This window comes from Curvibacter sp. GW821-FHT09D12 (assembly GCF_059416245.1).
In genome coordinates this window covers 112,370-122,300 of record NZ_JBWKOU010000017.1, presented here as the reverse complement: position 1 = coordinate 122,300, position 9,931 = coordinate 112,370, and the positions used below count along the sequence as shown (strand labels likewise).

Annotated in this window: 7 protein-coding genes; 3 read left to right on the top strand and 4 right to left on the bottom strand. The window is 65.4% G+C overall.

The window, feature by feature from the left end:
• Positions 1–341: 341 nt before the first annotated feature.
• The 4 genes from AC07PT_RS22985 to AC07PT_RS22970 form a co-directional block, all read right to left on the bottom strand.
• Complete coding sequence (locus AC07PT_RS22985; protein ID WP_494658241.1) at positions 342–1,199, bottom strand: sulfurtransferase; 858 nt, start codon at positions 1,197–1,199, stop codon at positions 342–344.
• 76 nt (positions 1,200–1,275) lie between these two features.
• Entirely contained in the window at positions 1,276–2,961 is a 1,686-nt protein-coding gene (locus AC07PT_RS22980) for a leucine-rich repeat domain-containing protein (protein ID WP_494658240.1), read from the bottom strand.
• A 174-nt stretch (positions 2,962–3,135) separates the two neighbouring features.
• Entirely contained in the window at positions 3,136–4,047 is a 912-nt protein-coding gene (locus AC07PT_RS22975; protein ID WP_492348029.1) for a DMT family transporter, read from the bottom strand.
• Between the two features lie 126 nt (positions 4,048–4,173).
• A complete protein-coding gene (locus tag AC07PT_RS22970) occupies positions 4,174–5,310 on the bottom strand; it encodes an aromatic ring-hydroxylating oxygenase subunit alpha (RefSeq protein ID WP_492348030.1) in 1,137 nt (378 codons plus the stop codon).
• 474 nt (positions 5,311–5,784) lie between these two features.
• Between AC07PT_RS22970 and AC07PT_RS22965 the strand changes: the two genes are divergently transcribed.
• The 3 genes from AC07PT_RS22965 (at position 5,785) to AC07PT_RS22955 (ending at position 9,907) form a co-directional block, all read left to right on the top strand.
• A complete protein-coding gene (locus AC07PT_RS22965; RefSeq protein WP_494658239.1) occupies positions 5,785–6,672 on the top strand; it encodes a polyprenyl synthetase family protein in 888 nt (295 codons plus the stop codon).
• A gap of 72 nt (positions 6,673–6,744) precedes the next feature.
• A complete protein-coding gene (dxs, locus tag AC07PT_RS22960; RefSeq protein ID WP_494658238.1) occupies positions 6,745–8,622 on the top strand; it encodes a 1-deoxy-D-xylulose-5-phosphate synthase in 1,878 nt (625 codons plus the stop codon).
• A gap of 205 nt (positions 8,623–8,827) precedes the next feature.
• Positions 8,828–9,907, top strand: a complete 1,080-nt coding sequence (locus tag AC07PT_RS22955; RefSeq protein WP_494658237.1) for a TRAP transporter substrate-binding protein — start codon at positions 8,828–8,830, stop codon at positions 9,905–9,907.
• Positions 9,908–9,931: the final 24 nt, after the last annotated feature.

The following is a 9,931-nucleotide window of genomic DNA, read 5'->3' as shown; positions in this document are numbered from 1 at the left end:
GGGCCAGCATCAGGTAGGTGAGGTTGGCTTCGCGGATCTCGGCAAGCATTTGTTCGCTGGTCATGGTCAAACTCCTTGTTACGGAGCCGCTGTCGCTGCCTTATGCAGGGTTTCGCGATCCGTTGAAATGGATTGTGAAGATCCCGTAAAAGAAAATTAAGTCAGGTAACGGATGTGTGCTTTGTCTGGTTTTTTACCTGGCTTGTCAGGTTTTTTCTGACATGGCGTGCAGGGACGGCGGGCTTTGCCATTGGAGCGGCCTTGCTGCGAGGCGATGCGAAAAAAAACCGGCCACAAGGGCCGGTTTTCTGAGGATCGCCAAAAATAAATCGATGGTTTTTTCAGCCTTTGGCCATGGGGCGTTGCAAATCGCTGCACCACTCGCTCCAACTGCCGGCAAAAAGGGCGGTGGAGCCCAGGCCGGCCACCTCCATGGCCAACAGGTTGGGCAGTGCGGTGACACCGCTGCCGCAGTGGTGCACCACGGTGGCCGGGGCGCGGCCAGCCAGCAGGCCTTCGAAGGCGGTGCGCAACTCGGTGGCTGGCTTGAATCGGCCTTCGGGCGTCAGGTTGTCGGTGAAAGGGCGGTTCAGGGCGCCAGGGATGTGGCCCGCCACCGGGTCCAGAGGCTCGACCTCGCCCCTGAAGCGCGGTGTGGCGCGGGCATCGATCAAGGTCTGGCTGGGGTGCCCCAGGGTCTGCAGGACCTCGCTGGCCGTGACCAGGCGGCGCAGCGGTGCACGCAGCACGAAGTTGCCGGCGGGCAGGGCCGCGGCCGGGCCCGCCTCGACCGCGCCACCTTCGGCCTGCCAGGCGGCCAGTCCGCCATCGAGCACCGCCACCGCACCGTGTCCGGCCCACTGCAGCATCCACCACAGGCGCGCGGCATAGCTGTTGTTGCTGCGGTCATAGACCACCACCTGCATGTTCTGGTTCAGGCCAGTGGCGGCCAGCCAGGCGGCAAAGTTCTCGCGTGTGGGCAGGGGGTGGCGTCCGCCTGACGCCTTGGGGCTGTCATCGTGCACGCTGAGGTGCCGATCCAGGTCGGCGTGAAGCGCGCCTGGGAGGTGGGCCTGGGCGAATTGGGCCTGGCCGGCCTCGGGTTGAGCCAGATCGAAACTGCAGTCGAACACCAGCAGGGGCTGGCCCTGGGTTTGCAACTGTTGGAGTTGGGCGGCGGAAATGAGGGTGGAGTACATGGCTGCTGAGGCGGACCTGGACCTGTAACGCAATGAGGCTGTGATCGTATAGCGAAAAATCCTCTGTCACCGGGCTTCAGGCCGGAGGCCAACTGGGGCGGGGCCTGAAGCTGCGGGTGTTTTCGCTGGGGGGCGGCGCCTGGCTGTTGAGCCAGCTGTCCTGTGCGCTGGGTGGGCCCTCGGTGGTGTCTTCGGCGGCGGGGTCGGCGCGGTCCTGGCTGAGCCAGCTCAGGCGCCAGATCAGCCCCATGGTGACCAGGGCCAGCAGGGCGCTCAGCGCCATGAGCCATTCGCTCCAGGGCGGCAGCACGCTGGGTTCGGCCAAGGGCTTGGTGGTGGCGCCACCGCGCCGTGGCGCCTGGGGCGGCGGGCAGTCAGTGGATGGGCGTGGTGGCGAGGCCGGGTCTGCCTGGCTTGCCGGGGGGCACCGTGCGGCTGCCGCCAGATCGGCGGCGGTCGTGCGCCCCGGGGCAGAGCTGCGTTTGGGGCTTGCAGAGCGTGCGGAAGCAGGCGTGGCGATGCCGGCTTGGTCGCAGCCGCGCCATGCCGGCTCGATCTCGGTGGCTTCGGTTTGGGTTTGATCCTGCAGGCGATTGGGGCAGAGGGTGACCTGGCTCAATTGGGCGGGGCGCTCAGGCAGTGGGCCACTCAGTTGGTTGCCCTCGACCTGCAGTCGCTTGAGCAGATGCAGTGCGGACAGATTGGGCAAAGGCCCGGTGAAGAGGTTGTAAGCCAGGTTCAGCTGGCTCAGCTGCGGCAGGTCGAGCACCCGTGGCAGGGGGCCGGACATCTGGTTGTGGTCGAGTGCCAGCAACGACAGCGCTGGCAGATTGCGCAGCGCTGGCAGCGGGCCGGACAGTTGGTTGCCGCTGACGCTGAAGCTGTGGAGCTGGAGCAGGCCCGAGGGGTTGGGCAGCGGCCCCTGGAAATGATTCCAGTCGGCCAGAAAGCTGCTGAGCTGGCTCAGGTGGCTGAGCTCGGGCAGGGGGCCGCCGAACTGGTTGAAGCTGAGGTCCAGGGATTGCAGGGCACCGAGCTGGCCAAGCGGGGGCAGCGTGCCGCTGAGCTGGTTGTGGTTGAGGCGCAGGTTCTGCAGTGAAGGCAGGCCCGACAGGTCCGGCAAGGGGCCGGTCAGCAGGTTGTTGCTCAGCACCAGGCTTTGCAGCCTGGGCATGCGCAAAGGGCTGGGCAAGGGGCTGCTGAACTGGTTGAAGCTCAGGTTCAGCTGGGTGAGCGCCGGCAGCTGATTGAGGGGGGGCAGGGGCCCTGTCAGACCGAGGTTGCCGCGCAGGTCCAGAGACTCCAGGGTGTCCAGTGCCGCGAAAGAGCCGGGCAGGGTGCCTTCCAGGCGATTGCCCGGCAGGTGCAGACCGATCACCGACTGCCCATCGGCGGCGCAGCTCACGCCCTGCCAACGTTGCAGGCAGGGATCGCCTTGCAGCCAGTGGGTGTTCTGGCGCCAGCGTGGCCCCTGGGTGGTCTGGTAGAGATCCATCAGTGCCTGCCTCTGGGGCGGGGGCAGTGCGCCCTGCGCCGCGGTGCAGCCCCACACCAGCAGCCCGTACAACATCGGGCGGCCCAGTTGCTGCGGGTGTCGTTGCAGGCCATCGCGAGCCGATGGCCGCGAGGGTGGCGTTGGCGCGGCGCTGGCTGGCTCAACGTGTTCAGGTTCGGGCGTCAGGTCTGCCAGACCCCTGCGCTGGGGGGGAGTCGGGATCGGCGCGGGGCGCGCCGCAGGGCAGATCTGGGGCCTTGGGTTCATGTCCGAGTGGTGTGCGGCCTGGTGGCCTTCTGGGCATCGGGGGTGAACAAGGTAGCGCCAAAATTCGACTTTTCAGATGTAAGTGACGTAAGTGGTTTGAGTCCCGTGAAAGGAAGGTAGGGATTTGTTGTTGTGCCAGCCTGCGAACAGGTTGGTACGCCGGCCCGGAGCCGCTCAGTGCTCTTCGGCGGGCGCGTTCGGGGCGGCCTTGCCGCGCAGCACCGTGGCCCCGATGCCGCTGCCGACAATGAGTGCCATGCCGGCCCAGGCCACCAGGGGCAGGTGGTCCCCGAACAGCAGCACGCTGTAGATGCCGGCGAACACGATGCCGGAGTACTGCAGGTTGGCCACGACCAGCGTGCCTCGCTGGTTGCGCGCCGTGGCGTAGGCGCGGGTCATGCACAACTGGCCCAGCGAGGCCAGCACGCCGATGGGCAGCAACCACAGGGCCCCCGGAAAGGTCAGTGGCGAGGCCCCGGCCACGCCCATGCCCAGCCCCCCGGCCAGAGCCGAGCCGACGGCGAAATAGAACACGGTGCGGGTTTCGGGCTCGCCGATGCGCGACAGCGCCATGACCTGCATGTAGGCAAACGCGGCACACATGCCCGACAACAAGCCGATCAGGGCGGCAAACATCTGGTCGCCCTGCAGGGAGGGGCGCAGCATCATCACCACGCCGGCAAAACCGGCCAGCACGGTGAGCACGAGCGGGCCTTGCAGCATCGGCCGGGATTCGGTGGCCGAGGGGCGCCAGGCCATCAGCGCGCCACCCACCAGAAAAGCCGCCACCCAGACGCTGCTCATGTAGTTCAGCGTCATGGCCGTGGCCAGGGGCAGGTGCCCGATGGCGTAGAACCAGGCCCCCAGCGAGGTCACCCCGACCAGGCTGCGCCAGGCGTGCATCAGGGGGTAGCGGGTGCGCAGGCTGATGCCGCTGTAGCGGGCCAGGGCCCACATGAAGAAGATGCCCAGCAGGCCCCGGTAGAACACCAGTTCGGCGGCGTTGAACTGACTGGATGCGATCTTGACGCACACCCCCATGGAGGCAAAAAAGAATGCCGCCACCACCATCCACATCGCCTGCATCGGGTTCGCTTTCGAGAGTTGTCCAGGCGCGGGCCCGGCGGGCCTTTGCTCGAAACGCACGATGTTACGAAAAAAAAGCGACCCGTGGGTCGCTTGTGTGTCAATGCAGGGGCCTGGGGCGATGCATCAGTAGTTCGCCCCGTGGGTGCCCATGGTTTTGCGATACCACTCATGGAAGTGCTGCATGCCGTCTTCCATCGGGCTCTGGTAGGGGCCCACCTCGTTGTCGCCGCGGGCCAGGAGGGCGCGGCGGCCCGCGTCCATGCGCTCGCCGATTTCGTCGTCCTCGATGCAGGTTTCCATGTAGGCGGCCTGCTGGGCTTCGACGAAATCACGCTCGAAGGCTGTGATTTCTTCAGGGTAGTAGAACTCGACCATGTTGAGTGTCTTCTGCGGGCTGACGGGGTGCAGGGTGGACACGGTCAGCACATGGGGGTACCACTCGACCATGATGTGCGGATAGTAGGTCAGCCAGATGGCCCCCCGCTCGGGCAGCTTGCCCTCGCGGTACTTGAGCAGCACCTCATGCCAGCGCTGGTACACGCTGGAGCCGGGGCGATTGAAGCCGCCCGACACGCCCACGGTCTGCACCGAGTAGTGCTCTTTGAACTCCCACTGCAGGTCGTCGCAGGTGACGAACTGGCCCAGGCCGGGGTGGAAAGGGCCCACGTGGTAGTCCTCAAGGTAGACCTCGATGAAGGTCTTCCAGTTGTAGTTGCACTCGTGCAGCTCGACGCGATCAAGCGAGAAGCCCGTGAAGTCGAGTTCGGCGCGGGGGCCCATGTGAGCCAGATCGGCCTCGATGTCGCGGCCGTTGTCTTCAAACAGCAGGCCGTTCCACTCGCGCAACTTGTAGTTGTTGAGGTTCAGGCACGGGTCGTGTGCAAAGTGGGGGGCGCCCAGCAGCTCGCCACTGGCCTTGTAAGTCCAGCGGTGCAGGGGGCACACGATGTTGCCGCCGGCACTGCCCGGGGCGGTGTCGTGCAGCGAGCCGCGGTCCTTGAGCATGATGGCCTGGCGGTGGCGGCACACATTGGAGACCAGCTCAATGCCGGTCGGCGTGTGCACGAGCGCACGGCCACCGTTTTCTTGCGGCAAGGCGTGGTAGTCGCCCACATTGGGCACGCTCAGACGGTGCCCCACATAACGGGGCCCGCGCTGGAAGATGATGTCCATCTCGCGCTGGAACAGCGCATCGTCAAAATAGCTTGAAACTGGTAGTTGGCTTGCGGCCTGCTGCAGTTGAAGACTTAAATCAGACATGGGTGACCTGACCTAAAGACTCCCCACAGGGAGGTAAAAGCGCGCCGGGGCATTTGGCCAGGGGCCAGGCCACGGGCTGGAGCGCGGTGGTGGGAACCGGCGTTGCCGGCGAGGGGAACCGCGGATTGTACCCTGGGGGTGCTTGATTCGCCAACGCGGCCCTACCGGCGTACGGCTTTCATGACCCAGCGCAAAAGCGCATCCCCTGGTCGACCCATGGCCGCCATGGGGCCCCATGCACCATCCTGGCTTGCGCCCGCGGTGTTGTCGGGCCAGACACCGCCTAGAATTCAGGGTTTGCCCGTTAATGCTCTCTGACATGCCTCCAGCCTTTCTACAGACGGTCCTGCCTGTGTTGCCCTTGCATCGTTCGTCGGCGTTCGTGGGCGCGCAGCCTGGGCCTGGATGGGGCCAGGGGCAGGTTGGCAATGAATACAAATCGGGGGGGCAGGCATGACTGCTGGGGTATCGACGATGGAATGGGATGTTCGAGCCTGGAGCCAGGGTCATCTGGTGCGGGTTGAACAGGCCCTGAGTGATTGGGTGGGGCAGGATGCGCCGGCCAACCTGGGCGATGCCATGCGCTATGCGGTGCTGGATGGGGGCAAGCGCCTGCGGCCCTTGCTGGTGCTGGCGGCTCAGGAGGCCGTGCAAGGCTTGCCGGCCGCCGGTTTGCGGGCCGCCTGCTCGGTGGAGTTGATCCACGCCTATTCACTGGTCCACGACGACATGCCCTGCATGGACAACGATGTGTTGCGTCGTGGCAAGCCCACCGTGCATGTGCAGTATGGCGAGGCCGGTGCCTTGCTGGCCGGCGATGCCTTGCAGGCGCTGGCCTTTGAGTTGCTCACCCCGGACGATGGCAGCGTGCCCGATGCCATGCAGGCGGTGCTGTGCCGACTGTTGGCCCGGGCGGCGGGCAGCGAGGGCATGGCGGGTGGGCAGGCGATTGACCTGGCCAGCGTGGGCAAGGCCCTGGATGAGGCCAGCCTGCGCCGCATGCATCGTCTCAAGACCGGCGCCCTGTTGCAGGGCAGCGTGCTGATGGGGGCTGCTTGTGGCCCTTGCACGCCGCAGGCCCTGCAGGCCTTGCGTCGCTATGGTGCCGCCATGGGGCTGGCGTTCCAGGTGGTGGATGACATCCTCGATGTGGTGGCCGATTCGGCCACGCTGGGCAAGACGGCCGGCAAGGATGCGGCGCAAGACAAGCCGACCTATGTGTCCTTGCTGGGGCTGGAGCCTTCGCGCGCCTATGCTGCCGAACTGCTGCAAGAGGCGCTGACGGCATTGGCAGACAGCGGTCTGCCCGACACGCAGGCACTGGCGGCGCTGGCCAACATGGTGGTGAACCGTTCCAACTGAATCAACACGAGTTGCCCCATCGGCCCTGGTGATGGACGCCCGGGCAACTCGACCAACGAATAGCAACCCGAGATGCAATCCACGAGCTACCCCCTGCTGCAGAAGGTGAACGATCCTGCCGATCTTCGGCGGCTGACGCGCAGCGAGCTCAAGCAGCTCAGCGACGAACTGCGGGCCTATGTGATCGACAGTGTGTCCAAGACCGGCGGGCACCTCAGCTCCAACCTGGGCACGGTCGAGCTCACGGTGGCTTTGCACGCGGTGTTCAACACCCCGCAAGACCGCCTGGTGTGGGACGTGGGCCACCAGACCTACCCACACAAGATCCTGACCGGGCGGCGCGATCGCATGGCCTCGCTGCGTCAGCTGGGGGGGCTTTCGGGCTTTCCGCAGCGTGCCGAGAGCGAGTACGACACCTTTGGCACGGCGCACTCCTCGACCAGCATCTCTGCCGCCCTGGGCATGGCCATTGCCGCCCGCCAAAAGGGTGAGGACCGACATGCCGTCGCCATCATCGGTGATGGCGCGATGAGTGCGGGCATGGCCTTCGAGGCTCTGAACAATGCCGGCGTTCAGCACGACTGCAAGCTGCTGGTGATCCTGAACGACAACGACATGTCGATCAGCCCGCCGGTGGGGGCCCTCAATCGCTACCTGGCCCAGCTCATGAGCGGGCAGTTCTACGCCGCCGCCAAAGAGGTGGGCAAGTCGGTGCTCAAGCCGCTGCCCCCTTTGTTTGAACTGGCCAAGCGCCTGGAGGAGCAGGCCAAGGGCATGGTGGTGCCGGCCACCTTGTTCGAGAAGTTCGGCTTCAATTACGTGGGCCCGATCGATGGCCACGACCTCGACTCGCTGATCCCCACACTGGAGAATTTGCGTCACTTGCGGGGCCCGCAGTTCCTGCACGTCGTCACCAAGAAGGGGCAGGGTTACAAACTGGCCGAGGCCGACCCGGTGGCCTACCACGGCCCGGGCAAGTTCGACCCTGCCGTGGGCCTGCAAAAGCCCAGTACGCCGGCCAAGACCACCTTCACCCAGGTCTTCGGGCAGTGGCTGTGCGACATGGCCGCAGCCGACACCCGCCTGGTGGGCATCACGCCGGCCATGCGCGAGGGCTCGGGCATGGTCGAGTTCGAGAAACGCTTTCCGGGGCGCTACCACGATGTGGGCATCGCCGAACAGCACGCCGTCACCTTCGCGGCGGGCCTGGCGTGTGAGGGCCTGAAGCCCGTGGTGGCAATCTACTCGACCTTCTTGCAGCGGGCGTATGACCAGTTGATCCACGACGTGGCGCTGCAGAACCTGCCCGTGGTGTTTGCACTCGACCGCGCGGGCCTGGTGGGGGCCGACGGCGCCACCCACGCCGGGGCCTACGACATTCCTTTCCTGCGCTGCGTTCCCCAGGTCAGCGTGGCCTGCCCGGCCGATGAGGCCGAGTGCCGCCAGTTGCTGACCACCGCCTATGAGCAGAACCACCCGGTGGCGGTGCGCTACCCGCGTGGTGCTGGCGTGGGCACCGTGCCGGCCACGGATCTGCAGCCGCTGCCTTTTGGCAAGGGTGAGCTGCGCCGTCAGGGACAGCGCATCGCCATCCTGGCCTTCGGCACCTTGCTCTACCCCGCACTGGAAGCGGCCGAAGCACTGGATGCGACCGTGGTCAACATGCGTTGGGCCAAGCCCCTGGACACCGAATTGCTGCTGACGGTGGCACGCGGCCATGACGCGCTGGTGACGGTGGAAGAGGGGGCCATCATGGGCGGCGCCGGTTCGGCCGTCCTGGAGGCCTTGCAGGCAGCCGGTCTGGTGCGGCCGGTGCTGCAGTTGGGCCTGCGCGACGAGTTCATCGAGCATGGCGACCCGGTCAAGCTGCTCAGCCTGCAGGGGCTGGATGCCGCGGGCATTCGACAGGCCATTGAACAGCGTTATGTGCTGCGAGCCGATCAGAACTGATCAGGTGGAGGCCAGGGTGGCAGCGAGGTGTCGCACAAATCCTTGCAAAACCCTGAAGCCTTGCGCAGGCAGCGCCTGATCGCAGGGTAAACCCGTGCCGGGGGGCCGTGGGCGCTTTCTACAATCCAGATTCCTCATTGCAGGCCGGCCTGTCGCGCGCGGCGGTGGCCTGCGGGTTTTTCACACAGTTCGGAGTCAAAACCACATGGATCGTCGTTCAATCCTTAAAAACGCAGGCATCGCAGGCGTTCTGGCCGCTGGTGCCGCCCCCGCCGTGCATGCCCAGGCCGCCGTGCGCTGGCGCCTGGCCTCCAGCTTCCCCAAGTCGCTGGACACGATCTATGGCGCTGCCGAAGTGTTCTCCAAGAAAGTCAAGGAACTGTCGGGTGGCAAGTTCGAGATCTCGGTCCATGCCGGTGGCGAATTGATGCCCCCGTTGGGCGTGGTCGATGGCGTGCAGCAGGGTTCGGTCGAAATGTGCCACACCGTGCCGTACTACTACTTCGGCAAGAACGAAGCCTTCGCCATCGGCGCAGCCATCCCCTTCGGCATGAACTCGCGTCAGATGACCTCGTGGATGATGCACGGCAATGGCCGCAAGCTCATGAACGAGTTCTACGCCAAGTTCAACATCGTGAGCTTTGCCGGCGGTAACACGGGCGCCCAGATGGGGGGCTGGTTCCGCAAGGAGATCAAGACCCCGGCCGACATCAAAGGCCTGAAGTTCCGCATCGGCGGCTTTGCTGGCCGCGTGATCGAACGCATGGGCGGCGTGCCCCAGAACATCCCGGGCGGTGAGATCTATCAAGCGCTCGAAAAAGGCACCATCGACGCCGCCGAGTGGGTGGGTCCTTACGATGACCAGAAGCTGGGCTTCAACAAGGTCGCGCCCTACTACTACTACCCCGGCTGGTGGGAAGGCGGCCCCGAGGTCGACTTCTTCATCAACAACAAGGCGCTGGACGCGCTGTCGGCTGAAAACAAGGCCATCATCGAAGCCGCATCGGCCTATGCCCACGTCGACATGCAGGCCAAGTACGACGCCCTGAACCCCACCGCCCTGAAGCAACTGGTGGGCGCCAAGACCAAGGTCGTGTCCTTCCCCAAGGAAGTGCTGCAGGCTTCGTTCGATGCCTCGATGGCCATCTACGCCGAGCTCGAAGCCAAGAACCCCGACTGGAAGAAGATCTACTCTGACTACCGCGCTTTCCAGAAGGACCAGATCCTCTGGTTCCGCTTTGCCGAAGCCCGTTTCGACAGCTTCATGCAGACCGCCAAGCTGTGATTCAGCGGTGCCGGCATGACCGGC